Source organism: Arthrobacter sp. CAN_A214 (genome assembly GCF_015751955.1).
In the GTDB taxonomy this organism is placed as follows: Bacteria; Actinomycetota; Actinomycetes; order Actinomycetales; family Micrococcaceae; genus Arthrobacter_D.
The window spans coordinates 54,209-78,545 of record NZ_JADOUU010000015.1 but is presented as its reverse complement, the minus strand read 5'-3'; the positions used below and the strand labels follow the sequence as shown (position 1 = coordinate 78,545).

Below are 24,337 nucleotides of genomic sequence, written 5' to 3'. Positions count from 1 at the left end.
CCATGGGCTTTGAAAACGGGGTTCTTGGGTACCCGCTCACGGGCGAGATTTGTGGGTTGAAGAATGGTGGGTGTTATCAGAAGTTCCAGGGTGGTGACATTCTTTGGTCGCCGGCCACGGGTGCTCATCCGACGTATGGCGGTATCGGTGCACGGTGGCGGACCATGGGCTTTGAAAACGGGGTTCTTGGGTACCCGCTCACGGGCGAGATTTGTGGGTTGAAGAATGGTGGGTGTTATCAGAAGTTCCAGGGTGGTAACATTCTTTGGTCGCCGGCCACGGGTGCTCATCCGACGTATGGCGCCATCGGTGCACGGTGGCGAGCTATGGGGGCAGAAAACGGCACCTTCGGCTATCCCACCTCCGGTGAGACTTGTGGCCTTCCGGACGGCGGATGTTTCCAACGGTTTCAGGGAGGCACAATCAATTACTCCGTCATTAGGGGTACGTTCCTCAGCTAGGCCCTAACACGATTGCAAAGTAACAGAACAGGCCCCTCACGTGGGGGCCTGTTCTGCTGTAGTAAGGGATATGATCATTGCCCCGGCAACGAAATGCTACTCTCCTGGCTACTTGGTTATTACTTGCGGAGCACTCGGTATTACTCCCGAGGAACCCGCTGGGCACCTATCTTCGTAACCCCGTAGAAGTCGAGTAGCAGAGTGCATTGTCCGCCCCATCTGCGCGTGCCACAGTGAGCGGAGAAGCAGGGGGGGGGGGGCGACCTCGGGCGGTAGATTCTCCACTCTTAAGCGTCCGTTCACGACGCTCGATCTGATACTGGAGCACGTCATGGAGATAACCCCTGAGGTTTCACCCATCGTATCTGTACAACTGTTCGGCAACTTCGAATTGCGGCGCGACAACATCATCTTGACATCAGCCGAGATGGGCGGGTGCAAGCCCCGGCACATCCTTGAGATACTGCTCCTGAATTTCGGCAGTGCAACGTCGAAGGACCGACTGATCGAAATCCTCTGGGGAAGCCACGCTCCTGACGGCGCAGTAGCTACGCTTGAAAGCTACGTCTGCTGCCTGCGGCGGCTCGTCCAGCCCGGCCGGACGCGAACAGGGCCCCTGCGGACGGCGAACGGCGGCTATGTTCTTGACATCAGACTGATCGACTCCGATCTGGACCGGTTTCACCGCCTGGTCCACGAGGCCGACTCGGCGCTACCGGTGGACGCGTATCCGCTGCTGCGGCGCGCGATCGACATGTCGGCGGTGCCATTGCTCGGCAACGAGGTGGTGCCGGAGTGGGCGAACGAAGCAAGGAGCCGCATTGCCTCCCAGCGCCTCGAGCTGCAGATCCGGGCGGCGGAGACCGCAAGTGCGCTGAATTTCCCCCTCGAGGCCATTACGTGGGCGCAGGCAGCGCTCGATGCCGACGGGCTGAACGAAAGGGCGTGGACAGCCCTCGTCAGCGCCTACAAGCTCGCGGGGCTCTACGCTGAGGGACTTTCGTCCTATGACCGATGCCGGCGGGCATTCCACCGGGAGCTGGCCTGTAGTCCCGGTTCAGCCCTGCAGGCCCTTTACGTCGGGCTTCTCCGCCAGACAGTAGAAGCGGAGGGGGACCTGTCGGAGGCGCTTGAGGCGCTCATCTGCCTCGGTCAGCGGTTGCGTGGCAATGCGCTTCCCTCAGGGAAGGCAGGCGGAGGGCTCAACTTCGAGGGGGCGGAGAAAATCCTCGATTCCTTCCTCCGCCGCGCTCAACGGGCTATCTGAATCGGTTCCGGCCGCTGGCGTGGCGGGCTGAGGGGGGATCAGTCGCGCGGCGCGCATCGCAGGAAGCGCTCGTGAGATAATTAGGAGACGGCGGCATGCCGTAATGCCGTATCGAGCGGGAAGCAATTCGTGGCCCGCGCGGGATATCCGGCCCTCCGAGCCGACCAAGGAGTTCTGCAGTGACCCTTACTTTCACCTCCGCCTCCCCGCCGGGCATAGAGGGCGCCCTGACCAATGCTGAAGTGCAGCGCATCCGCAACGACTTTCCGATTCTGAAGACCTCTGTCAACGGGGGACTGTTGGTCTACCTCGATTCCGGTGCCACCTCGCAGAATCCTCTGAGTGTGATGGAAGCCGAGCAGGAGTTCTACGAACAACGCAATGCGGCCGTGCACCGTGGAGCGCACTTCCTTGCCGTCGAAGCGACAGATGCCTACGAGGATGCCCGCGCGGCAGTCGCCCGTTTCATCGGTGCCTCTGCGGGTGAGCTGGTGTGGACCTCCAACGCCACCGAGGCCATCAACCTTCTTGCCTATTCGATGTCGAACGCGTCACTCGGGCGGGGCGGAGCGGCTGCGCGGCGTTTTGCGCTGGCTCCGGGGGACCGCATCGTGGTCACCGAGATGGAGCACCATGCGAACCTGATCCCGTGGCAGGAGTTGGCTGCCCGCACGGGAGCGGAGCTTCGCTTCATCCCGGTGGACGACGACGGCGCCCTGCGGCTCGAAGAAGCCGCGGCGCTGCTGACGCCGTCCACAAAGGTGCTCGCGTTCACGCATGCTTCGAATGTCCTCGGCACGATCAACCCGGTGGATGAACTCCTACGACTCGCCCGCAACGTGGGAGCACTCACCGTGCTCGACGCATGTCAGTCGGTGCCGCACCTGCCCGTCGACGTCAAGGCGCTCGACGTGGACTTCCTCGTGTTCTCCGGGCACAAGATGCTGGGCCCCACAGGGATCGGCGCACTGTACGGACGGGCCGGACTGCTCGATGCCATGCCTCCCTTCCTCACCGGAGGCTCGATGATCACCACCGTCTCGATGGAACGGGCGGAATACCTGCCGTCACCGAACCGCTTCGAAGCCGGCACCCAGCGGATCTCGCAGGCCATTGCACTCGGAACCGCGGCGAACTATCTTGCAGAAACCGGGATGCACCGTATCGAGGCATGGGAAGCGGCGCTCGGCGCGCGTCTGGTGGAAGGGCTCTCGGGCATCGACGGCATCCGTGTCCTGGGGCCTACTGCCGGTACCGGGCGCATCGGTCTGGCCGCGTTCGACGTCGATGGCGTCCATGCCCACGACGTCGGGCAGTTCCTCGACGACCGCGGGATCGCCGTGCGGGTGGGCCACCATTGCGCCCAGCCACTGCACCGCCGGCTCGGTCTTACCGCGACGACGCGCGCGAGCACCTATCTCTACAACACCACTGACGAAGTGGATTTTTTTCTCGAAGCCGTTTCCGGTGTCCGCAGCTTCTTCGGAGCGAAGCCGTGAGCAATGACCTCGAACAGCTCTACCAACAGATTATTCTCGACCACGCCAGGGAGCGCCATGGTGCAGGGTTACAGGAGCACCACGGTGACGGCATGGTGGGCGAATCGCATCAACTGAACCCGGTGTGCGGCGACGAGATCACGCTGCGCGCGGTGGTGAGTAACGGTGGCGTCCGCTCGGTCAGTTGGGAGGGTGCGGGTTGCGCCATCTCCATGGCCTCGGCGTCGGTGCTGACGGACCTCATGGTGGGCCTGCCGCGCGATGAGGTCATCAGGCTCGTGGACAATTTCCGTGATGTGATGCGCTCGCGGGGCAAGCTCGATGCCGACGAGGAGGTGCTGGGAGATGCCGCCGCTTTCTCGGGCGTCTCGCGATATCCGGCACGCGTCAAGTGCGCCATGCTTGCGTGGGTCGCCCTCGAGGAGTCGCTGCTCGCTGCCAACCACTAGCGGATAGGAGAAGTGTCGGCCGACGGGTTCACGGAAAGCTGTCAGGCGTTTGCAGTCTCGCCGCTCTTCCTGCGTTCCCCCGCGATTTCGCCGTCCTGCGGCAGCCGTATTGTGAAGGTGCTGCCGACGCCGGGTTCGCTGGTCACTGAAATGGTGCCTCCGTGCTCGATCACGATGGTCTTCGTGATCAGGAGCCCCAGTCCGACCCCGGGAACCGTTGAGGTGCGGACGGAGGGGGACCGGAAGAACCGGTCGAAGACCTGGCTGAGATCAGCAGCGTCGATCCCTATTCCGGTGTCGATCACCTCGACGCGCAGGCAATCGCCGTCGGTCACCGCCTGAAGCGTAATGGTTCCACCGCGGCGGTTGTACTTCACCGCATTCGAGATCAAGTTGTCCACTGCCTGGGCGAGCCGTCCCGGGTCTGCCACCGCAATAAGGCCCGGCGGCGAGGAGTTCACGACCTCCACGCCCGCCCGCTGGGCCTTTACCCGTACCGAACTCGCGGCATCGGAGAGGATGCGGCCCACATCGCACTGTTCCCGCCGCACCTCGAAGGTCCCGGCGTTGATCGCCAACAGGTCCTCGACGAGTTGCTCGAGCCGCAGTGCGTTACGCCGGGCCACTTCCATGTAACCCTGCACGGCGGCCGGAAGGCTTTCCCCGCTTTCCATCGTCAGCTCGAGGTAACCCAGGATCGAGGTGAGTGGGGTGCGGAACTCATGGGAGACGTTGGAGAGGAAGTCATCCTTCGCCTGAAGGGCCAGTGCAAGGTCGGTGACATCCATGAAGGAGATCACCGTGCCGGCGAACGCGCCGTCCTCGTCGATCATGGACCGTGAGGAGATGGACATCGACCGCTGGTTCCGGCCTTCGCCGAGCCAGATCTGCTCGGCGGTGAGGTCCTCGCCCAACACGGCCCTCCTCACGGGGCGCTCCTCCGGGGGAAGAAGGCTTTCCCGATCAGACCCGTACACAAGGAGCTGCGACTCGTTCGGGTCGTCATTGCCGGGTGGCGAAGCTGCCGCATGCACGGCTCGCTGCCGGGCGTTCATCAGGATGTCGTGGCCGTTCGCGTCCACTGCGAGCACGCCGACGTCGACGGTATCCAGGACTGTTCCGAGGAGTCGCTCCCGCTTGCGGCCTGCCTCGCTGCTTGCGCGCAGCGCCGCCTGTGAGGCGCGCAGGGCCTCCTGCTGGCTCCGGCGATCCCTGGTCAGGGCGGAAACGAATACCGCCAGACCGGTGAGCATGACCGGTAGGAGAAGCGGCTGGAGGAAATCGCGGAGCACCAGGTCATCGCCGGTGAGGAGCAACGGTAACCATACGAGCGACACGGATCCGACGAACGAAGCTCCGACGGCCACGGCGGTGGACACGCGCGAGGCTGCAAGCCAGACCACGGGGAAAGCCGCGAGCAGGCCGACACCGCTCAGGCTCTCGCCTGCCCCGGACCGGATGAAGCCGAGCGCAACGAAGTCCATCAGGGGAATGATCAGGGCCGTGCGGATCGGAACGCCGGACCAGGGTATCGCCACGCATGCCGTCAGCACCACGAGGTGCAGGAGCAATCCGGCGAGGATGGACCCGCTCTCAAGGAGCCGCGGATTCTGGATGAGCCCCAGGACCACCGTGAGGAAAAGGGTGACGGTAAGGGCGGACTCACTGAGCACTATCTTGCGGCGACGGCCTGCATGGCGCCCGGATCTGGCCGGATTCTTGGGAAGGTGCGCAGGGTCGGCCATGGACCCTCTCAGCGGTCCCGGTCTTCGAAGGCGTCGGGCACGCCGTCCGAATCGGTGTCGATGGTGTCGGCGTCGTTGATTCGCGCGTAGCGCTTGTTACGGATCCGCAGGATCACGGTGGCCAGCAGTGCCGACGTCACCGATGCCGTGAGGATGGCAACCTTGGCGTTGTCCTGATGCTCGGTGCCGGCGCCGAAGCTGAGGTCGTTGACCAGCAAAGAGACAGTGAAGCCCACCCCGGCCAGGATGCCCACCCCCAGGATGTCCCACCAGCTGAGCCCCGGATCGAGACTTGCCCTTGTGGTCCTGGTGACGGTCCAGGTGGTGAGGAGAATGCCGACGGGTTTACCGAGGACGAGTCCGAGCACGATGCCGACCAGTACTGGGTCTCCGAGCGCCGACACGAAGCCGTCCACGCCGCCGACCGTGACGCCGGCCGAGAAGAAGGCGAACAGTGGCACGGCGATCCCCGTTGACAGGGGCCGGAAACGGTGCTCGAAAATTTCGGCGAGGCCGGGTTTGTTGGGCCGGGGCAGTGCCACTTTGCCGTGTTTCTTCCGCAGCACCGGAACGAGGAAACCGAGGAGCACGCCAGCGACGGTGGCGTGGACGCCCGAGGCATGCATGAGTGCCCACGTGGCGATTCCCAGCGGGAGGAGGATGAGCCATGCCGGGCCGGTGCTCGACCCGAAGAACTTGGCTTTCTTCTGTGCCAGCAGACCGAAAAGGCCCAGCGGGAGCAGCATCCACAGGAGGAAGTCCAGTTGCACATCCTCCGAATAGAAGAAGGCGATGATGGCGATGGCGATGAGGTCGTCCACTACTGCGAGGGTCAACAGGAAGATCCGCAGGGCGCTCGGCAGGTGGGAACTGATCACTGCCAGGACAGCCAGGGCGAACGCGATGTCCGTCGCGGTGGGGATCGCCCAGCCGCGGAGCGTCTCGGGGGAGGAGAGGTTGACTGCAGTGTAGATCAGGGCCGGAACGAGCACTCCACCGGCCGCTGCCGCGACGGGAACGATGGCGCGGCTGACCTTGCGGAGATCGCCCGCGACGAATTCACGCTTCAGTTCAAGGCCTATCAGGAAGAAGAAAATGGCGAGCAGGCCGTCGGAAGCCCACTTGCCCACAGTCAGGCTGAGATGCCACGGCTCATAGCCGAACTCGAAGTCCCGGATGGCGAAGTAGGAGTCCGAGAACGGCGAGTTCGCCCAGATCAGGGCCAGTACCGCCGCGATCAGGAGCAGGATTCCGCCCACGGTCTCCTTGCGGAGGATCTCGTTGATGCGGAGGTACTCCGGATAGCTGCCACGCTGGAGAACGACGGCCTTCGCTCCGTAAGGTCTGTTCGGCACGGGAGAATCAGCCGGCGGTCCATCACTCATGGGAAGCTCCTCTTTCTGTGCTGATTGCTTGCCTGCCGGTCGGGTCAGCCTGCAAGCGCGCGGATACCAATGATCGCCGTAGCGAGGCCAAGAATCATCGACGTCGAGATAAGCATGAGGTGCACCGTCAGAAAGCGGGTGGGTGCTCCCTTTTCATCGCGGGCACGTGGGTCCTTGAGGATACGACGGAGGAACGGTGGCCATACGATCAGCGTCCAGACTCCGGCAAGGATCAGGACGAGGGCAAGGGGGGTAGGCAGTGACACGGTCGGCTCTCCCGGCAGGGGTGGATTCGGCGGGTGGGCGTCGTCAGCGGCTTTCGAGCCAGCGCTGTGCTTCCACAGCCTGCACGTTGAGGGCCTTGCCGATCATCGGCTCGGCTGCGCCGGCGATCTTGCCGCCCAGGAAGGGGATGGACGAGGTGACCGACCCCTGGAGATCCACCCGCGTGGATTCACCCTCGGCGATGAGCCTCTGCACGGCGGCCACGTTGAGGGGCACTCCGGCGACTGTCATCTCGACCTGCGCCTCGCGGGAACCATCGGCCTCGGGTGCTGCCCAGTGCTCGGTCTGGGTGACGGTCAGGGTCTCACCGACGAATTTGCGTGCCATGTCCGGAAGACGGTCGGTAGGCATGGTCCGCACTGCAACGAGCGTGAATGCGCCGGCGGTGTCCCCGTCGAGCACCGAGGACTCCAGGGAACCGCCTGCTTTCTGACTCATGTGCTGGAGGAAGCCTTTGTCGGTGAACACGTCGATCACAGCGGCGACGTTGTAGGGCAGGGTGGTCGAGGCGCTCAGGGCCATGGTTCCTCCGGGGAAGTGGTGCGGGCGGTTTCTTCCAGCAATCCTACGGCCTTGCTGTCCCTCGTCGTGGTCCGGGGTTGCGGTGGCCCCTGGTTCGGGAGGGGCTATTGGTAGGACACGAACCACGGGGTCGGCTCGACGTTCGTGAACGTCTGTTCAGGGGTGAACGTGGGGGAGTCCTCGTCATAGAAGTTCTTCCAGCCCATCCAGATCTGCGGTTGCAGGCCCTTGCGGAGGACGTTCCACGTGTCCAGCTTCTCTCCCGGTGTTCCGTGTCCGTCGGCGTGGAGGCTGATTGCCAGTTCGCTGTGGCTGACGTCGATGGCATCCCGGTTGCTGATCATGCCGAGGTTGAACTGGTGCAGGATCAGCAGCTTCTGCGGCAGCGTATTGGTCCGGGTGAGATCCGCCAGCCATTGTGAGGTCTCATTGATCTCCGCCGCATCTACGGTCCCGATCTGATCGAGTGGCCGCTGGCCCGGCGCCAGCCGCCACTCGGCGTCGAGGGCGAGCCCTACATGCGGACGTTTCAGCAGGTCCTCGTACAGCTTCGCCTGGTCGGGGAAGCTGCTTCCTCCCGACTGCAGGTCCAGGACTACATAGACACCTGCCTTTCCGGCGGCGTCGACCCAGGACTCGAGATCCTCGATCCGGGACTCGGTGGAGTAGTTTCCGTCGGCTCCGGCCTCGGCACTCGCCACGGTGGTAATGATCTCGAAGGCGGGAATCACAGGTTCCGGGCTGTGGGGAGCGTAAAGGGCCGCGGTGTCCTTGGCGCGTTGGATGGAAGCGTCGATTCCCTGCTCACCGAGAACACCGAGGCTTCCCCCGCTCGGGTGGCCGTACAGGGCGATCATCCTCCGGCCGGGAAAGACCGTTTGCCCGCCGCCCGGCAGTTCCGGTGCATCGAGGGCGACGGCGGAGTGCTCCGCGAAGGTGCCCTGGTCACCGAAGGCGTTTCCCACGCCGAAGAGCGCGCTGTCCCGGTGCTCGCGCAGGAACGCAATGGTTTCGGTGTCGGCCCGTGGGTCAGGTTCCGCGACCACCCTGACCAGGGCTCCGGCGGCGCGCGCGGTGGTGACGGCTGCGGCGGATGCCGGATCAGGAGTGGCCAGGACGACTGCGTCTGCTGCTACCTCAGCCCTTCGGAAGGCCGGCAGTCCGGCTGGGTCGGTTCCGGAAGAAGTGCCCGGTTCGGAAGTGGATGCTTCTGCGGCGGCAGCGTGGGTTCCGGAACCGGAACTGTTGGCGGAAGCAACGCTCTCGGAGGCGGATGCCGGCGCTGCGGGGTCCGCTGCGACTGCCGGATCGGCCGGTTCGGCGGGGGGCGGAGCCGGTGACGGCAGCACCGGCAGCAGGAGGCTTTCTCCGGGCTGCATCGCAGCGATCGAATCGATCAGCGCGCTTGTCTCGGTGATGGACGGCTCAATCGTGAGCTGGAGGTCCTCACGGAAACCCTCGGCATCGTCGGGACCCGGAACCTGTTCCAGCCCGCCCACGATCGGCTCCCAACCTGCCGTCGGTGTTCCGAAGAGGACGACGGAGGTTGTGCCGAGCCGCTCGAGTTCCGTCGCTACCTCCGCCTCGTTCCCGGTGGAATCAACCACCAGCAACGGAACGCCGAGTCCGGCCGCCGCCGTCGTGGCGGGGCCGATCGCAGGTGGCGGCCAGTCCGGAGATCCGGTGCTCCCGGGAGCAGCGAGGACCACAGCGACCGGGCTCGACGCGAAGAATGCCCTGCTCGCGGCGACCGAGGAACTTTCTCCGCCGGCACCGAGGACCGTTGGGGACTCCGGATGCGGGTTCAGGACAACCGTTTTCGAAGCGGTTTCGGACTCGGAGGAGTCGGACGAGTTGGACGACGCACCCGGCGATGGATCATCGGCGGTCGTGCAGCCGGACAGAAGAAGCACGAGTACCACGGCCAGGGGCGCGGCCCTGCGGTGCACGGTAATCGGTGGCAGCGGCATCGATCGCATCGGCGGCAAAGACAAAATGGGTCCTACTTTCCGCGCAGCCCCAGCCGCACGTTTGGAGGATCTTAGGAAGGACTTCGGAAAGGACATGACGATCCTAGTATGACCCAGGACACCTCGCGGTCCGGCAACAGGTCAGGGTCCGGGGCGCGGTGTCGTCGGAACGCTATTCGGCGGGCCTGCTGTCGCGCCGTGATCCCGCTGTCCACGCTATGGTCCTGTTTCCCGCTCCGCTGTGCGGATTCGATCCGGAGCCACGGTTCCGGATCCGGTGCCGCTGCGCCGGGCGCTGCGCATCCGGCCGAACCGACAGGGGGGCGCGGTAGGCTTGAAGTCTCCCCGGAATTCGCTGAATTCCGGGCTTTCGTGGTGTCGCCACCACGCCCCGAAACAAGGAGCCGGAGACATGAGCCTGAACGGATTGCGCGCAGCGCTGACTGAGGACGCCTCCTTTGCGCGCGTCCGCTCGAACGCCTCGCGGTCCGCCGACCAACGGAGCACGGACCTGCAGATCGGAGCGCCGGCAGGGTTGCGGGCACCGCTCCTCGCGGAGATGGTGGACGGACTGCGCGACGCCGCCGGCCCAGTCGACCTGGCCGGTGCGCCTCCCGTCGTGGTGGCCGTCACCGCAACCGGCCGCGAGACGGAGGACCTTGTAGGCGCGCTGCGCAGCTACCTGCCGGAATCGGAGATCGAGGAGTTCCCCAGCTGGGAAACCCTTCCCCACGAGCGTCTTTCGCCGAGGTCCGACACCGTGGGGCGCCGTCTTTCGGTGCTCCGCCGTCTTGCCCATCCAGGCGTCTCGCCCATTCGCGTCATCATTGCGCCCATCCGTGCTGTCGTTCAGCCGCTCGTGGCGGGCCTCGGCGAACTCGAGCCGGTCTCCCTGAAAGTGGGGGACAACGTCGAGTTCACCGAAGTGGTCAGGGCACTCGCCGACGCCGCCTACGCACGGGTGGACATGGTGACGCACCGCGGCGAGTTCGCCGTGCGCGGCGGCATCATCGACGTCTTCCCGCCCACCGAGGACCATCCGCTCCGAATCGATTTCTTCGGCGACGAGGTGGACCAGATGCGGTGGTTCGCCGTCGCCGACCAGCGCTCGCTCACCACAGGGGAACCCCCGACGGCGTTGTACGCGCCGCCGTGCCGCGAGATCCTGATCACACCGTCGGTGATGTCACGGGCGGCGAAACTCGGGCCGCAGCTCCCCGCCGCAGCCGCCATGCTCGAAAAAATCGCCGGTGGGATTGCCGTCGAGGGCATGGAGTCCCTCGCGCCGGTCCTGGTCGACTCGATGGTGCCGTTCGTGGCAGAGCTGCCGGCGGGATCCATCGTTGTCGTGATCGAACCCGAAAAGGTGCGCGCGCGTGCCCATGACCTCACGGCCACCAATGAGGAGTTCCTCGCGGCGGCCTGGTCCACGGCATCCGAGGGAGGTGCCGCTCCGCTCGACCTCGCCGGCGAACTCGGTATGGATCTGCAGGCCGCCAGCTTCCGGTCCCTGACGGAGACGCGCTCCACGGCGCTGGCCAATGACGTCGCCTGGTGGGCCGTCACGTCCTTCGGCGCGGACGAGGAGCTCGCCGACGTCGACACCTTCACACTGCATGCGCGTGAACCGCGCGGGTATCAGGGCGACGTCGCCGAGATGATGGAGTTCATCGGCGGACGGGTCCGCGACCAGTGGCGCGTGGTGGTGGCGACTGAAGGTCCGGGGCCCGCCCAGCGCCTCGCGGAACTGTTCCACGACAACGACATCCCGACCAGCCGCGTCGAGTCACTCGAGGCGGCGCCGCAGCCGGGAATCATCGAAATCACGACGGCGTGCGCCGGGCGCGGATTCGTGGTGGACGGACTCAAGATCGGGCTGTTGACCGAGGCAGACCTTCTGGGCCGCACCAGTGCCGCCGGCACACGGGACATGCGGAAAATGCCCTCGCGGCGTCGCAACGCCGTCGACCCGCTGCAGCTCAAGGAAGGCGACTTCGTGGTGCATGAGCAGCACGGCGTGGCGAAGTTCGTCGAGCTGATGCAGCGTTCCACGGGAGCAGGCCCCACCAGGACCACCCGCGAATACCTTGTCCTCGAGTACGCGCCGTCCAAGCGGGGAGCTCCGGGCGACCGCCTGTTCGTGCCCACCGACCAGCTGGACCAGGTCACGCGGTACGTCGGCGGCGACGCGCCGGCGCTGAGCAAGATGGGCGGCTCCGACTGGAGCAAGACCAAGAACCAGGCACGCAAGGCCGTCAAGGAGATTGCCGGTGAGCTGATCCGGCTGTACTCGGCGCGGATGGCCTCGCGGGGGCATGCCTTCGCTCCGGATACGCCGTGGCAGCGCGAACTCGAGGAAGCTTTTCCCTACGTTGAAACCCCCGATCAGCTGACCACGATCAACGAGGTCAAGGCCGACATGGAGCGGGAGGTACCCATGGACCGCCTGGTGTCCGGCGACGTCGGGTACGGCAAGACCGAGATTGCGGTCCGCGCGGCGTTCAAGGCAGTGCAGGACGGCAAACAGGTTGCGGTCCTGGTGCCCACCACGCTGCTCGTGCAGCAGCACTTCGAGACGTTCTCCGAGCGCTTCTCCGGCTTCCCCGTGCGGGTGCGGCCGATGTCGCGCTTCCAGAGCACCAAGGAATCACGCGAGACGGCGGAGGGACTGGGGTCGGGCGCGGTCGACGTCGTGATCGGCACCCACCGGCTGCTGTCGAAGGAGATGAAGTTCAAGGACCTGGGACTCGTGATCGTGGACGAGGAACAGCGGTTCGGCGTGGAGCACAAGGAAGCGCTGAAAAAGATGCGCACGAACGTGGATGTGCTGGCGATGAGTGCCACTCCCATTCCGCGGACGCTCGAGATGTCGCTGACGGGTATCCGCGAAACGTCAACCCTCGCGACGCCGCCGGAGGAAAGGCACCCGGTCCTCACCTACGTGGGCCCGTACACGGACAAGCAGGCGTCAGCGGCGATCCGGCGGGAACTCATGCGGGAGGGGCAGGTTTTCTTCGTCCACAACCGGGTCTCCTCCATCGACCGCACCGCCGCCCACCTCAAGGAGTTGGTGCCCGAGGCGCGCGTAGCCGTGGCCCATGGCCAGATGAGCGAGTCGCGACTGGAGCAGATCATCGTCGACTTCTGGGAAAAACGCTTCGACGTGCTGGTGTGCACCACCATCATCGAGACCGGCCTGGACATCTCCAACGCCAACACGCTGATCGTGGACCGGGCGGATTCCTACGGCCTGTCCCAGCTGCATCAGTTGCGCGGACGGGTGGGCCGGGGGCGCGAACGGGCCTACGCGTACTTCCTCTACCCGTCGGAGAAGCCGCTCGGGGAGATCGCACTCGAGCGGCTCAAGGCCGTCGCCTCGCACAACGAGCTCGGTGCGGGCATGCAGCTGGCATTGAAGGACCTCGAGATCCGCGGTGCGGGCAACATGCTGGGCGGGGAGCAGTCGGGCCATATCCAGGGCGTCGGCTTCGACCTCTACATCCGGCTGGTGGGCGAGGCCGTGGCGAGCTTCCGGGGCGAGGCCGAGGAGAAGGCCGCCGAGATGAAGATCGAACTGCCGGTCAACGCGCACCTGCCGCACGACTATGTGCCGGGGGAGCGGCTGCGCCTCGAGGCGTACCGCAAGCTCGCGTCAGCGCTCACGCACGAGGCGATCGACGGCGTCGTCGCCGAACTGGAGGACCGGTACGGAGAGCCGCCCGCCGCCGTCCGGAACCTCATCGCCGTCGCGCGTTTCCGGGTGGCCGCACGTGCGGTGGGACTCACCGACGTGGCGCTGCAGGGGAACTTCATCAAGTTCGCACCGGCGGACCTGCCCGAGTCGAAGCAGATGCGCCTGGCCCGCATGTACCCGGGGGCGACGGTCAAGCCCGCGCTCAACGCCGTGCTCGTGCCGAAGCCGAAAACCGCCCGGATCGGCGGACGGGACCTCGTGGACGCAGAAATCCTGCAGTGGACGCAGAACGTCCTGGAGTCCATCTTCACTCCTTGAAGAGTTACGGGCTCCGGGCGCTTGCGCGGAGCCCGTAACAGCGGAGCCCTTAGCAGCAGTGCCCGTGACAGCAGTGCCCGTGTCAGCAGGGGCTAGGAATCGACCTTCGCGGAAGTTTCCTTCTTGTCGGTGCGGTTGCCTTCGGCAAGGTCGTAGCCGGTGTCGGCGCGTCCCAGGATGCCCTGAGGGATGAAGAACGCCAGGAAAGCCAGGACGAGGCACACACCGAACGGCCAGACGTTCGTGCCGTCGGACCAGGTGAGGACGTACATGCCGAGCAGGAACATTCCGAACAGCAGGGAGAACACCAGGATGTTGCTGAGCAGGTGTCCACGTCCCGCGTCGGTGGGGCTCTGGTTATTCACTTCGTGCGACATTGTCAAAACTCCTAAGAATTGGAAAGACTGCTGTTCCGTCAGTAGCCTGCGGCGCCCTGTTCACCCTTAACGATAGCGACTCCCGAGCTCGCGCCGATCCGGGTTGCTCCGGCGTCGATCAGAGCCCGTGCATCCTCGAGCGACCGGACGCCGCCCGATGCCTTCACTCCGAGGTCCGGACCCACCGTTTCCCGCATCAACGCGATGTCCGCGACGGTTGCGCCTCCGCCGTTGAAGCCGGTGGACGTCTTCACGAAGTCCGCTCCGGCAGCCACTGCGGCGCGGCAGGCGAGTACTTTCTGCTCATCGGTGAGCAGCGAGGTCTCGAGAATGACCTTGAGGATTGCCCCACCCTCGTGGACGGCCTCGGCCACCGCTCGGATGTCCAAGGTGAGCGCTTCGGCGTCCTGCGCCCGTCCTGCGGCGATGTTGATGACCATGTCGATCTCGTCGGCGCCGTCGGCCACCGCTCCCCGGGCCTCCACCACCTTCACCTCGGTGGGAGTGGCTCCCAGCGGGAAACCGACCACCGAGCAGGTCAGCACGCCGCTGCCTTTGACGGCGGAGTGGACCGTGCCTACCCAGAGCGGGTTCACGCAGACCGATTTGAACCCGTACTGAACGGCCTCCGCGCACACGGTGAGGATCTGCTCACGGCTCGCTTCGGGTTTCAGGAGGGTGTGGTCGATGTAGGACGCAAGGGAAATCTCACTAGGCATGGATCCATCTTTTCACGAGATCGAGCACCCACCGCGACGCGGAAGGCTCTAGAGACCCAGCGCAGCTCCGACGTCGAGCTTCACGGCATCGAGACGTGCCCGGACCGTTGCCTTGGCGTCGACGAGCCCGGCGGCGGAACCGACCGGCTCAACGACTTCGAGATAGCACTTGAGCTTCGGTTCGGTGCCGCTGGGCCGGATGATCACCCGGGTGGAATCCCGCGTCAGGTACAGCAGGCCGTCGGTGGGCGGCAGCGTCGCCGAGCCCTGTGCAAGATCCTGCAGCGTGTCCACGGGCGAACCGGCGAAGGACTGCGGCGGGTTGTGCCGAAGCCGTTCCATGAGGACGCCGAGCACCCCGACACTTTCCACGCGCACCGACACCTGATCGGCTGCGTGGAGGCCGTGGGCCAGGAAGGTGTCGTCGAGCAGGTCGAAGAGGGTCCGGCCCGCGGCCTTCGTTGCCGCGGCGAGTTCCGCGAGGAGCAGGGCGGCGGACATGCCGTCCTTGTCACGGACGACGCCGGGCGCCACGCAGTACCCGAGCGCCTCTTCGTACCCGTAGCCCAGGTTCCGCACGCGGGCGATCCATTTGAACCCGGTCAGGGTCTGGACGTGCTCGATGCCGGCTGCCGCGGCGATCCTGCCCAGGAGCCGTGATGACACGATCGAGTTGGCGAAGACCTGCTGTTCTCCCGCGGTGACGGGTGCCCGTGCCGTGAGATGGAGGCCGAGGAGTGTGCCGACCTCGTCGCCCCGGAGCATTCTCCAGGATCCGGTGGACGGATCCTTGGCTGCCAGGGCGACGCGGTCGGCATCTGGGTCGTTGGCGATGACGAGGTCTGCGTCGGCAGCGGCCGCCGTTTCGAGGGCGAGGTCGAGGGCCCCGGGCTCCTCGGGATTCGGGAACGCGACGGTGGGGAAGTCGGGGTCGGGCTCGGCCTGCTGGGTCACCAGAGTCACGTTCTCGAAGCCGGCAGCCGCAAGCACCGCCCGGGCAGTGCGTCCGCCCACACCGTGCAGTGGGGTCAGGATGATCCGCAGGTCCCGCGCAGGAAAGGCGGGATCGGCCAGTGCCGCGACTGCGGTGACGTAATCCTCCTCAAGGGATCCGGGAAGCACCGTCCAGCCATCCGACGCCAGTGCGACGGCGTCGGTTCCCCCGACGGCGGCGATGGAGGCGGCGATGTCGGCGTCGTGCGGGGCCACGATCTGCACGCCGCGTGCGTCCTCCTCGACGGCCCGCCCGCCCAGATATACCTTGTAGCCGTTGTCCTGGGGAGGATTGTGGCTTGCCGTCACCATGATGCCGACCTCGCACTGCAGGGCACGCACCGCATAGGCGAGCACCGGGGTGGGAAGCTCCGACGGCAGGAGGAAGGTCTCCAGCCCGGCCGCCGTGAAGATCGCCGCCGTCTCCTGGGCGAAGATCTTCGAGTTGTACCGGGCGTCGTAGCCGACGACGGCGCGCGGCACGTAGGCGGTACCGGCGTCGTCCGCAAGACGAAGCGCGTGCGCAGCCACACCCGCGGCGGCACGGCGCACGACCACGCGGTTCATGCGGTTGGGGCCGGCACCGAGGGCAGCTCGCAGGCCGGCGGTGCCGAAGACCAGCGGCCCGGAAAAGCGGTCGCGGAGGTCCTGCTCGTCCGCCGAGCCGGGCCGGCCGGCCGACCGGACGCGGGCTGTGAGCGTGCGGAGCTCGCCGGCGGTGGCAGGATCGGGGTCTGCTGCTGCCCACGCCTCGGCTGCGGCCAGCAGGGCATCAAGTTCGGGGAGGACCATGGGGAACCTTACGGAGTGCGGAAGTGGTGGACGGGCGGGAAGACGGCTCCGTCAGAGCCTCGTCTAGAGTTTCGCGACGATGTCCGCCAGCAGCCGGGAGATCCGGGGACCTGCTGCCTGGCCGGCCTCGAGAACCTCGGCATGGCTGAGCGGTACCGGACTGATGCCCGCGGCGAGGTTGGTGACGAGGGAGATGCCGAAGACCTCCATGCCGACGGAGCGCGCCGCAATGGCCTCGAGCGCCGTGGACATCCCCACGAGGTCAGCGCCGATCCGCTTCGCGTACTGCACCTCTGCCGGCGTCTCGTAGTGCGGGCCGGGAAACTGCGCGTAGACGCCCTGCTCCAGGGTGGGGTCCACCTCGAGGGCCAGCCGGCGCAGGCGCTCCGAGTAGAGGTCGGTGAGATCCACGAAGGTCGCACCCTCGAGGGGCGACGTCGCCGTGAGGTTGAGGTGGTCGCTGATCAGCACTGGAGTGCCGGGCTGCCAGTGTTCCTTCAGCCCGCCGCACCCGTTGGTCAGGATCATCGTTGTCGCGCCGGCGGCCGCGGCGGTGCGCACCCCGTGCACCACTGCCCGGACGCCCTTGCCCTCGTAGAAGTGCGTGCGGGCACCGAGAACGAGGGCATGCTTGCCGTTGGCTGTGAGCACCGACCGGATGGTGCCCACATGGCCGGCGACGGCAGGGGCGGAGAACCCCGGGATGTCGGCGGCGTCGAGGCTGGCGGTCGTTTCACCGATGAGTCCGGCGGCCTCACCCCAGCCGGATCCGAGCACCAGGGCGATGTCGTGGGTGTCCACGCCGGTGGCGCGGGCAATATGGTCAGCGGCGCTGCGGGCCAGGTCAGAAGGATCTTCGGTCACCGGTACAACTTACCCTTCCGCCGCGTTTTGAGCCCCCGCCGCGGATAAGGGAGAATTGATCCTTGTGACCAACCAACTAGATTTCAGCTCCCTGCGCCTGGCGATCCTGGGCGGAGGGCCCGGCGGGTATGAGGCGGCCATGGTTGCCTCCTCGCTCGGCGCGGACGTCACCATCATCGAACGCAAGGGCCTCGGCGGTTCGGCCGTGCTCACCGACGTCGTCCCGTCGAAGACCCTGATCGCGACGGCCGACACCATGACCCGGTTCCTTGACGCCCACGATCTCGGCGTCGAATTCGCCGACGACACCGCGGTGAGCGCCAACCTCCACCGCGTCAACCAGCGCCTGCTGAAGTTGGCCCTGGAGCAGTCCTCGGATATCCGCCAGACCCTTGAGCGGCTCGGCGTCCGCGTGATCATCGGTACCGGCCGACTCCTCGACAACCACCGCATCGAAGTGGAGCCGGCCGACGGCGGGGAGACGACAGTCGTCGAAGCCGACGCCCTGCTGCTTGCCATGGGCTCCCATCCGCGCGAACTGCCTGACGCGATGCCTGACGGCGAGCGCATCTTCAACTGGACGCAGCTCTACAACCTCACCCAAATTCCGCAGCACCTCATCGTGGTGGGATCGGGAGTCACGGGTGCGGAGTTCGCGTCCGCCTACAACGGCCTCGGTTCCAAGGTCACCCTCGTCTCGAGCCGCGACCGCGTGCTCCCGGGTGAGGATGCCGACGCCGCCGAGGTCCTGGAGGGCGTGTTCCGGGACCGCGGGATGACCGTCCTGTCGGAGGCCCGGGCCAGCGCCGTCGAACGCACCGACGACGGAGTGCTGGTCCGCCTTGCCGATGGGCGCACCATCGAGGGGACACACTGCCTCGTCGCGGTCGGCGCGATACCGAACACCGAGGGAATCGGTCTCGAGAACGCGGGTGTCGCTGTGAGCAAGTCCGGCCACATCACCGTGGACGGTGTCTCACGGACCACCGCACCCAATGTCTATGCCGCCGGTGACTGCACCGGCGTCCTCGCCCTCGCCTCGGTGGCCGCGATGCAGGGACGCATCGCCATGGCCCACCTGCTGGGCGACACGGTCACGCCACTCAAGCTCAAGCAGGTGGCCTCGAACATCTTCACCTCACCCGAGATCGCGACGGTGGGCGTTTCCGAGTCCGACGTCGAATCCGGCCGGTACCAGGGCGACATCATCAAGCTCTCCCTCCACACCAACGCCCGCGCGAAGATGATGGGCGTCAAGGACGGCTTCGTGAAGGTCATCTCCCGCAAGGGATCCGGAACCGTGATCGGCGGGGTGGTGGTGGGTCCCCGCGCGTCCGAGCTCATCTTCCCGCTCGCGCTCGCGGTCACCAAGAAGCTCCACGTCGACGACGTCGCCAACACCTTCACCGTGTACCCGTCGCTGACCGGTTCCATCTCGGAGGCGGCCCGGCGTCTGCACGTGCACCTCTAGCAACCTGCCGGGGCCCCCCTCCCGGTCGTCAGGCGGCCGGGGCGGTCGGGGCGAAGTGCTGTTCGATCAGGGCACGGATGTCCGAGTGGCAGCTTCCGCATCCGGTTCCGGCCCGCGTGTCCGCTGAGACCTCGTCGACCGTCGAGCAGCCGCCTTCGAGAGCGGAGGAGACGGTCCCTCGGGCCACTCCGGCGCACCGGCAGAGCGTGTCTGCCGGGTCGGAACGGCGGAGGGCTCCTTCCTCCTCGGCGCCGTCGAGCCGCAGCAGGCTGGAGCGGTCCGCCGGAAGCTCTCTACCGCGCTCGAACAACAGCACCAGCTCCGCCGCAGTCCTCGGCATTCCCACGCAGACCAGGCCGGTCAGGACCCCGGAGCGGGTCACCATCTTCACATAGCGGCCATGGCCGGGATCCGCCCAGAGGGCCACCTGGGTGTTCTCGTCGGTACTCCAGGGGCTGGCTGATGCATCCCCCGCAGTGACGGCGTCGATGCCCCGTGCCTTCAGCATCACCACGGCGGCTTGCTCCAGGGCGGCAAGCGGACCGGGGTCCTCGATGCCGGAGATGCCGGCTGTGAGGTCGGCGACGAAGCGTGCGCCCAGGTTGTCCGCCTGCCTCCAGCCCGGTCCGATCAGACCCTGCGGTGCTGTGGATCCGGAACACGCACGGCAGGCAGGTAGGCCGCAGTCCACCTCGGCACAGTCACCGATGGCCCAGATGTGGGGGTCATGGCGGACGCGCAGGGTGTGGTCCACGAGGATGCCCGACGCCGTCTCCAGCCCCGCACCCTCGGCGAGGGCAATCCGGGGACGGACCCCGCAGGAAAGGATCAGGGCATCGCCCCGGACCACCGTTCCGTCATCCAGGCGAAGTCCGGCGAAGCTCCCGGCGTCGAGTTCTATGCCTACCGCCCGGGCGTCGGAGGCCAGGCCGACGCCGGCGCTCCGCAGGGCCGCCGCAAGGACATGGCCGCCGCCGTCGTCGATCGTGCGGCCGAGGGGGTGCGGGCCGTGATGCACCAGGGTTGCGGCCGCGCCCTCCTCGACCAGTGCGACGGCGGCTTCCACCCCGAGAATCCCGCCACCCAGGACGACGACGGATGCGCCGCGCCGGACGGCGGCTGCCAGTTGCCCTGCGTCGGCCAGGTCCCGGAGGGCAGTGACCCCGGGCGGAAGGATCGGCACCATGGGATCGTAGTTGAGGCCTCTCAGGGTGGGGATGACCGGCTGTGAGCCGGTAACGAGGATCAGGCGGTCGTACGGGATGACGGTGCCGTCGGCGTAGCGGACCACGCGGCGGGCCCGGTCGATGGATCGGGCTTCAGTGCCGAGCCGGACGTCGATGCCCGCCGCGCGAAGGGCATCGGGGTCGCTCAGCCGAATGGCATCGGCGCTTGTGCGGCCGACGGCGACGTCGGCCACGAGTACCCGGTTGTACGCACCGTCGGGCTCAGCTCCGGTCACCGTGAGCCGCACCGAGCCCTCAACGACCAGGGGCTGGAGATGCTCGATCAAGCGCGCCGCCACCGGGCCGAAGCCCAGCACCAGGATGCGTTCGCGGTGCGCGGTCTGGTCATCGATCATCGGGTCGCCGCCGTCGCTGTGCTGGGTTCCGCTGCACTGGTCGCCGCAGCGAGAGCCCCCGCCGGACCCACCGCCGGATCCACCATCGGAGGCGCTGCCGCCACTGTCACGGGGGTGGTCTTGAACTCCGGCATTCCCGAAATAGGATCGGTGAGCCCGCGCGTCAGGAGGTTGGCGTTCGAGGCGCCGGAATAGTGGAAGGCCAGAAAGACGGTGTCCTGCCGGATGTCGGGGGTCAGTTCCGCCAGCGCCTGTACTTCGCCGTTGCTGTTGCTGATGGTTACTGGTGATCCGTCGGAGATTCCGATGCCCCGCGCTGGAACCGGGTGGATCTGGAGACGCTGGTGCGGCTGCGCCGTTGCCAGGCTGGCCACCCGTCGGGTCTGGGTACCTGACTGGTAGTGCTCGAGCAGCCTGCCGGTCGCCAGCAGCAGGGAGGCGGAGGCATTGCCGCTGGCGCGTCGCAGGGTGGCGGTGGCGGTGGCGGTGGAGGTGGCGTTGGTGTTGATGGTCGCGTCGGTTCCGACCGGGCGATTGACGTGCGCCGTCGGAGCAACGGGCGTCAACCGCGCCTTGCCGCCGGGGTGGAAGAAGGCGTCCAAAAAGAGCCGCGGCGTACTGCTGCCACCCGCCGGAAACGGCCAGTACGCGGCCGCGTCGGCGTCGAGGAGTGGGTAGCTGATCCCGGAGTAGTCGGCCGGTCCGCCGCTGCTGGCCAGCGCCAGTTCGGTGAATACCGTCTCGGGATCGGCACTGAAGGTCGATGGCGCATCCAGCAGCGCCGCCAGCTGCTGCAAAATCCACAGCTCGCTGCGCGCGCCGGGCGGCGGCACCGTGGCGGCGCGCCGGCGCAGGATCCGTCCCTCGAGGTTCGTCATGGTTCCCTCTTCCTCCGACCACTGCAGGACCGGCAGCACCAGGTCGGCCTCGACGGCTGTCTCGGACAGGAAGAAGTCCGAGACCACGAGGAAATCGAGTCGCTGCAGGCCCTCAAGCACGCGTGTGGCATCCGGCGCGGACACTGCGACGTTCGCGCCGTGCACGAAGAGGCACCGGACGCCGCCGGGCCGACCCAGGGCAGCGAGCAGTTCGATGGCGGGCAGGCCCGGTCCGGGGATCGCAGCCTCGGGAATCCCCCAGACGGACGCGACATGCGCCCGTGCTGCGGGATCCGTGATCTTGCGGTATCCCGGCAGCTGATCGGCCTTCTGCCCGTGCTCCCGGCCGCCCTGGCCGTTGCCCTGGCCGGTCAGCGTCCCGTAACCGCTGTGCGCGGTGCCGGGCAGGCCCAGCAGCAGTGCCAGGTTGATGGCGGCCGTCGTCGTATCGGTGCCGTCGACGTGCTGCTCGACCCCGCGGCCGGTCAATACATAGGCGCCGGGCCCGCCCTCGCGCCCTGACCGGGCGGCGGCTGCGAGCCGTCGGGCCGCGGCCCGGATCAGGGTAGCGGGGACACCGGTCACCGACTGAACGCGTTCGGGCCACCAGGCGGCAACCGACCGCACCACATCGTCGAGCCCGTCGGTGCGGGAGTCCAGGAACGCCCGGTCCCAGAGTTTCTCGGTGACCACGACGTGCGCAAGGCCGAGGAGGAGCGCAAGGTCCGACCCGGGCGTGGGCTGCAGGTGAAGGCCCTGGCCCTGTTCGGTGAGCCGTGCCGTTGCCGACCGGCGGGGGTCCACCACGAGGAGCCCCCCGGCGGCACGCGCACCTGCCAGATGCTGCACGAAAGGCGGCATGGTGTCCGCCGTGTTGGAGCCGAGCATCAGCACCACCCCCGCGCTCCCGAGGTCCTCCAGCGGGAAAGGCAGGCCGCGGTCCACGCCGAAAGCGCGATTGCCCGCGGCTGCTGCCGATGACATGCAGAACCGTCCGTTGTAGTCGATTCGCGACGTGCCGAGGGCTACGCGGGCGAACTTGCCCAGTTGGTAGGCCTTTTCATTGGTGAGCCCACCGCCCCCGAAAACCCCGACCGAGTCCCTGCCGTAGCGGGCCTGGCTGGATCGGACGCGGTCCGCGATCAAGGCCAGGGCGGCGTCCCAACCGATCGGTCGGTGGACGCCCCCGGCATCCCGCAGCAGCGGTTCCACAAGCCGGTCGGGGTGGGACAGGAGGTCGGCCGCCGTCCAGCCCTTCCGGCACAGCCCCCCGCGGTTGGTGGGGAAGTTCCGTCCGGTGATGGAAGGCGTCCCCCCGGTGTGCCCGTTGCCCGCCGTCGTTTCCCGGCCTTCCGGAGACGACACCGTCATCGCGCACTGCAGGGCGCAGTACGGGCAGTGGGTGGCGACGACTGCTCCCATGGCTAGACCTTCCCCATGGTGCTCGAGGGGCGCAGGTAGAAGAACCAGGTGAGGCAGAGCATGCCGGCGTAGGCGGCGACGAAGCCATAGAACGCGGCGTCGTATGCGCCGGTTGCCCCGCGTGAGGCATTCAGCACCTGGGGAACCACGAAGCCTCCGTAGGCACCGATGGCCGAGATGAGTCCCAGGGCGGCAGCCGCTTTTCTGGCTGTGCTGACGGTCTCGGTAACCGCCGTCCCGGTACCTTTTCCTGGGGTTTCGCCTCGCGGCCGGCCGCGCAGGGTTTCGAGCAGCCCTCGCCGGGCGAAGATGACCGGAATCATCCGGAACGTCGCGCCGTTGCCTGCACCGGCGGCCGCGAACAGCACCAGGAAGAGCGCGAGGAAGAGCCAGAAATTCGAGGCGGGAAGGGTCCAGACCACGGCCAGTGCGGCCGCAGCCATGACAGCGAAGGCGCAGACGGTGATGACCGCACCGCCGAAGCGATCGGCCAGGCGTCCTCCATAGGGCCGGGCGAGGGATCCGACGAGCGGACCGAGGAAGGCAAGGGACAGCGTTGCCGGCCCGAGAGCGAAGGTTGAGAAGTCGGGAAAGACGTCCACGATCAGCTTGGGAAACACTCCAGCGAACCCGATGAAGGAGCCGAACGTTCCGATGTAGAGGACCGCCATGATCCACAGGTGCGGTTCCCGCAGGGCGGCAAGGGAACCGGCGACGTCGGATTTGGCACTGGTCAGGTTGTCCATGTACTTCCAGGCGCCGAACGCAGCCAGGAGGATCAGGGGGATCCAGATCACACCGGCCAGGGGAAGGTTCAGTGTTCCGACGGCACCCAGCGCGATGACCACCGGCACTACGAGCTGCGCCACTGCCGCACCGATGTTCCCGCCGGCGGCATTGAGCCCCAGCGCCCAGCCCTTCTCGCGCGCCGGGTAGAAGAACGTGATGTTGGCCATCGAGCTGGCGAAGTTCCCGCCGCCGAAGCCTGCCAGGGCGGCGACGGTGAGCAGGACGCCGAACGGCGTCTCCGGGTTGGACACGCAGACCGCAAGCCCGACGGAGGGGATGAGGAGCAGTAGTGCGGAGACGACGGTCCAGTTCCGGCCACCGAACCGGGGGACCATGAAGGTGTAGGGGATGCGGAGGGTTGCGCCGACCAGGGACGGCATCGAGATGAGCCAGAAGAGCTGCGAGGTGGTGAATGTGAAGCCGGCTGCAGGGAGATAGACGACGACGATCGACCAGAGCTGCCAGACCACGAAGCCCAGGAACTCGCACGCAATGGACCATTGGAGGTTTCTCCTGGCGATGGCACTGCCGCCGCCGTTCCATTGGTGGGGGTCCTCGGGATTCCAGGAGGTTATCCAGCGGCCCTTCGCCGTCTCGAACGGCTGCCCGCCGGGGGCAGCTTCGCGGGTTGGGGCAGTGGTTCGATCGACGCTCATGGGATCCCTTCGGAACGCATACTCAGCAGTGCATTTCTCCGAAGCTACGGGCGGCGCATTTCAAGGCAGGTCGGCCTCCGTGAACGGCCTGTGACATTTTCCTCTCCACGCTGGAGGGGAGTGGTGAGGCGGTATGATCGATCCGTTCCCTCTGTCCATTATTTGGACATGCTTATCCACCTGATGGACACAAGTGATC

General features: G+C 66.7%; 18 protein-coding genes. 6 read left to right on the top strand and 12 right to left on the bottom strand.

Annotated elements, in window-relative coordinates:
- The 4 genes from IWX65_RS12965 to sufU all read left to right on the top strand — a co-directional run.
- Positions 1-461 (top strand): LGFP repeat-containing protein (locus IWX65_RS12965; protein WP_442859197.1); only part of this gene is annotated, 461 nt, incomplete at its 5' end.
- Between the two features lie 331 nt (positions 462-792).
- On the top strand, positions 793-1,728 hold the full coding sequence (locus IWX65_RS12960) for an AfsR/SARP family transcriptional regulator (protein WP_196883435.1): 936 nt from the start codon (positions 793-795) through the stop codon (positions 1,726-1,728).
- A gap of 179 nt (positions 1,729-1,907) precedes the next feature.
- Positions 1,908-3,227 (top strand): cysteine desulfurase, encoded by a 1,320-nt coding sequence (locus IWX65_RS12955; protein ID WP_334683850.1) that lies wholly within the window; start codon positions 1,908-1,910, stop codon positions 3,225-3,227.
- Positions 3,224-3,676: a Fe-S cluster assembly sulfur transfer protein SufU gene (sufU, locus tag IWX65_RS12950; RefSeq protein ID WP_196883433.1), complete on the top strand. Its 453-nt coding sequence runs from the start codon at positions 3,224-3,226 to the stop codon at positions 3,674-3,676. Before IWX65_RS12955 ends, sufU begins: the two co-directional genes overlap by 4 nt.
- A 41-nt stretch (positions 3,677-3,717) precedes the next feature.
- Here the strand turns inward: sufU and IWX65_RS12945 are convergent, their stop codons facing one another.
- The 5 genes from IWX65_RS12945 to IWX65_RS12925 form a co-directional block, all read right to left on the bottom strand.
- Complete coding sequence (locus IWX65_RS12945) at positions 3,718-5,421, bottom strand: sensor histidine kinase (RefSeq protein WP_196883431.1); 1,704 nt, start codon at positions 5,419-5,421, stop codon at positions 3,718-3,720.
- Positions 5,422-5,429: 8 nt separating this feature from the next.
- Entirely contained in the window at positions 5,430-6,806 is a 1,377-nt protein-coding gene (gene nhaA, locus IWX65_RS12940; protein ID WP_196883429.1) for a Na+/H+ antiporter NhaA, read from the bottom strand.
- A 44-nt stretch (positions 6,807-6,850) separates the two neighbouring features.
- A complete protein-coding gene (locus IWX65_RS12935) occupies positions 6,851-7,072 on the bottom strand; it encodes an SCO4848 family membrane protein (protein ID WP_196883427.1) in 222 nt (73 codons plus the stop codon).
- A gap of 43 nt (positions 7,073-7,115) precedes the next feature.
- Positions 7,116-7,613, bottom strand: coding sequence for a DUF2505 domain-containing protein (locus tag IWX65_RS12930; RefSeq protein WP_196883425.1), 498 nt, complete (start codon positions 7,611-7,613; stop codon positions 7,116-7,118).
- A gap of 104 nt (positions 7,614-7,717) precedes the next feature.
- The gene (locus IWX65_RS12925; protein ID WP_196883423.1) at positions 7,718-9,583 is read right to left on the bottom strand and encodes a hypothetical protein; all 1,866 of its coding nucleotides are present in this window, start codon (positions 9,581-9,583) and stop codon (positions 7,718-7,720) included.
- A 412-nt stretch (positions 9,584-9,995) separates the two neighbouring features.
- Between IWX65_RS12925 and mfd the strand changes: the two genes are divergently transcribed.
- Positions 9,996-13,595, top strand: coding sequence for a transcription-repair coupling factor (gene mfd, locus IWX65_RS12920; protein ID WP_196883422.1), 3,600 nt, complete (start codon positions 9,996-9,998; stop codon positions 13,593-13,595).
- 92 nt (positions 13,596-13,687) lie between these two features.
- Here the strand turns inward: mfd and IWX65_RS12915 are convergent, their stop codons facing one another.
- The 4 genes from IWX65_RS12915 to IWX65_RS12900 all read right to left on the bottom strand — a co-directional run bounded on the left by IWX65_RS12915 (position 13,688) and on the right by IWX65_RS12900 (position 17,340).
- Positions 13,688-13,972 carry a hypothetical protein gene (locus tag IWX65_RS12915; RefSeq protein ID WP_196883420.1) on the bottom strand — a complete coding sequence of 95 codons (285 nt, stop codon included), beginning with the start codon at positions 13,970-13,972 and terminating at the stop codon, positions 13,688-13,690.
- Between the two features lie 38 nt (positions 13,973-14,010).
- Entirely contained in the window at positions 14,011-14,691 is a 681-nt protein-coding gene (gene deoC, locus IWX65_RS12910) for a deoxyribose-phosphate aldolase (protein WP_196883418.1), read from the bottom strand.
- A gap of 48 nt (positions 14,692-14,739) precedes the next feature.
- Complete coding sequence (locus tag IWX65_RS12905; RefSeq protein WP_196883416.1) at positions 14,740-16,476, bottom strand: phospho-sugar mutase; 1,737 nt, start codon at positions 16,474-16,476, stop codon at positions 14,740-14,742.
- Positions 16,477-16,539: 63 nt separating this feature from the next.
- Complete coding sequence (locus tag IWX65_RS12900; RefSeq protein ID WP_196883414.1) at positions 16,540-17,340, bottom strand: purine-nucleoside phosphorylase; 801 nt, start codon at positions 17,338-17,340, stop codon at positions 16,540-16,542.
- Between the two features lie 64 nt (positions 17,341-17,404).
- Here IWX65_RS12900 and IWX65_RS12895 point away from each other — a divergent pair, with 64 nt between their 5' ends.
- Positions 17,405-18,811, top strand: a complete 1,407-nt coding sequence (locus IWX65_RS12895) for an NAD(P)H-quinone dehydrogenase (protein WP_196883412.1) — start codon at positions 17,405-17,407, stop codon at positions 18,809-18,811.
- Between the two features lie 28 nt (positions 18,812-18,839).
- Here the strand turns inward: IWX65_RS12895 and IWX65_RS12890 are convergent, their stop codons facing one another.
- The 3 genes from IWX65_RS12890 to IWX65_RS12880 are packed head-to-tail and all read right to left on the bottom strand — an operon-like array spanning position 18,840 to position 24,138.
- Positions 18,840-20,393, bottom strand: a complete 1,554-nt coding sequence (locus IWX65_RS12890; protein ID WP_196883410.1) for an FAD-dependent oxidoreductase — start codon at positions 20,391-20,393, stop codon at positions 18,840-18,842.
- Positions 20,390-22,693 (bottom strand): molybdopterin oxidoreductase family protein, encoded by a 2,304-nt coding sequence (locus IWX65_RS12885; RefSeq protein ID WP_196883408.1) that lies wholly within the window; start codon positions 22,691-22,693, stop codon positions 20,390-20,392. The genes IWX65_RS12890 and IWX65_RS12885 overlap by 4 nt, the downstream gene beginning before the upstream one ends.
- Before the next feature lie 2 nt (positions 22,694-22,695).
- Complete coding sequence (locus IWX65_RS12880) at positions 22,696-24,138, bottom strand: MFS transporter (protein ID WP_196883406.1); 1,443 nt, start codon at positions 24,136-24,138, stop codon at positions 22,696-22,698.
- Positions 24,139-24,337: the final 199 nt, after the last annotated feature.

Excerpts from the sequence above, each read along its gene's own strand:
- IWX65_RS12885 (WP_196883408.1), bottom strand. The coding sequence starts at position 22,693 with ATGGGAGCAGTCGTCGCCACCCACTGCCCGTACTGCGCCCTGCAGTGC.
- IWX65_RS12915 (WP_196883420.1), bottom strand. The coding sequence starts at position 13,972 with ATGTCGCACGAAGTGAATAACCAGAGCCCCACCGACGCGGGACGTGGA.
- IWX65_RS12930 (WP_196883425.1), bottom strand. The coding sequence starts at position 7,613 with ATGGCCCTGAGCGCCTCGACCACCCTGCCCTACAACGTCGCCGCTGTG.
- IWX65_RS12925 (WP_196883423.1), bottom strand. The coding sequence starts at position 9,583 with ATGCCGCTGCCACCGATTACCGTGCACCGCAGGGCCGCGCCCCTGGCC.
- IWX65_RS12890 (WP_196883410.1), bottom strand. The coding sequence starts at position 20,393 with ATGATCGATGACCAGACCGCGCACCGCGAACGCATCCTGGTGCTGGGC.
- IWX65_RS12905 (WP_196883416.1), bottom strand. The coding sequence starts at position 16,476 with ATGGTCCTCCCCGAACTTGATGCCCTGCTGGCCGCAGCCGAGGCGTGG.
- IWX65_RS12945 (WP_196883431.1), bottom strand. The coding sequence starts at position 5,421 with ATGGCCGACCCTGCGCACCTTCCCAAGAATCCGGCCAGATCCGGGCGC.
- nhaA (WP_196883429.1), bottom strand. The coding sequence starts at position 6,806 with ATGAGTGATGGACCGCCGGCTGATTCTCCCGTGCCGAACAGACCTTAC.
- IWX65_RS12880 (WP_196883406.1), bottom strand. The coding sequence starts at position 24,138 with ATGAGCGTCGATCGAACCACTGCCCCAACCCGCGAAGCTGCCCCCGGC.
- IWX65_RS12960 (WP_196883435.1), top strand. The coding sequence starts at position 793 with ATGGAGATAACCCCTGAGGTTTCACCCATCGTATCTGTACAACTGTTC.
- mfd (WP_196883422.1), top strand. The coding sequence starts at position 9,996 with ATGAGCCTGAACGGATTGCGCGCAGCGCTGACTGAGGACGCCTCCTTT.
- deoC (WP_196883418.1), bottom strand. The coding sequence starts at position 14,691 with ATGCCTAGTGAGATTTCCCTTGCGTCCTACATCGACCACACCCTCCTG.